The organism is Burkholderia sp. TSV86 (genome assembly GCF_001522865.1).
Lineage (GTDB): Bacteria > Pseudomonadota > Gammaproteobacteria > Burkholderiales > Burkholderiaceae > Burkholderia.
Genome location: NZ_LOWB01000096.1, coordinates 1 through 945, shown reverse-complemented (window position 1 = coordinate 945; position 945 = coordinate 1). Strand labels below are relative to the sequence as shown.

At 56.8% G+C, this 945-nt stretch carries 2 pseudogenes; both read left to right on the top strand.

Features of this window, described 5'->3' with window-relative positions:
* Window positions 1-218: 218 nt before the first annotated feature.
* Window positions 219-386: pseudogene (locus WS68_RS16085) on the top strand (helix-turn-helix domain-containing protein); the annotation flags it as partial.
* Between the two features lie 51 nt (window positions 387-437).
* Window positions 438-716 (top strand): annotated as a pseudogene (locus WS68_RS16080) (transposase); the annotation flags it as partial.
* Between the last annotated feature and the right edge of the window lie 229 nt (window positions 717-945).

Here is a 945-nt window from a genome sequence, read left to right as displayed (position 1 = left end):
ATATCTCAGCCCCATCGAGTACCGTGAAAGCCTGGGGCTAACGGCGTAAACCAGTCCAAGAAAATAGCCGCATCCCCGTCCCTTGGCGACCATGTGCATGGTTGTTAACGCCGACCGGAAACTGAGCCAGATTTATAGGTAGTGCCGAAGTAAAAGTGAGCCAGGTGTTCAATCTACTCTGCTGTTTTTCTGGGCAGCGGGGTTCCGGAGTGATCACCATGGACATGATTGGCAGAATTCGGCGGCTGCACACCAGGGACAAGCTGTCGGAGCGTGAGATCGCGCGTAAGACAGGCTTGTCGCGCAACACGGTATCGAAGTGGCTTCATGCGTCGGTGAATGAGACGCCGAAGTACCGGCGCGAGCCACGCCCGAACAAGCTCAGTGTGAATCGGCCCGGGTTTTTCGGAGACCTCAACCTTTGAGAGAATGGGGTCATGGAAACCTTAAAACCTGAAAGCAATGTAAAAAAGAAGGCCCAACCGAAATACTCGGCGGAGATGCGCGCACGCGCCGTGCGGATGGTGTTGGACCACCTGCGGGAGTACGAATCGGAATGGGCGGCCATCAGCTCGATCGCGGCGAAAGTCGGCTGCACGCCGGAGACGCTACGCAAATGGGTTCGGCAGGAGCAGAAGGATCGGGGCCAGCGCGCCGGCGCCACGACAGCCGAACTGGAGCGGCTGAAGGAGCTGGAGCGGGAGAACCGTGAGTTGTATTAGCCGGGACTTGATCTGACAGGTAGTCGGGCCGACAAAGTACGAGTCATCAATGGGGGATGAGTTTCTCCTTGGCGAGATCGAGCGAATCGAGGAAAGTGCGCATCGGCGTCTTGCCGTAACACCAGCGCCCCTGATGCTCTCGTTCAGGTTCTGTCGCAATAAGGAAGCCTGTCGATAAGCGGTCTCGGAATGATCAGGATTCCTCAGAAGGCCAACGAATAAA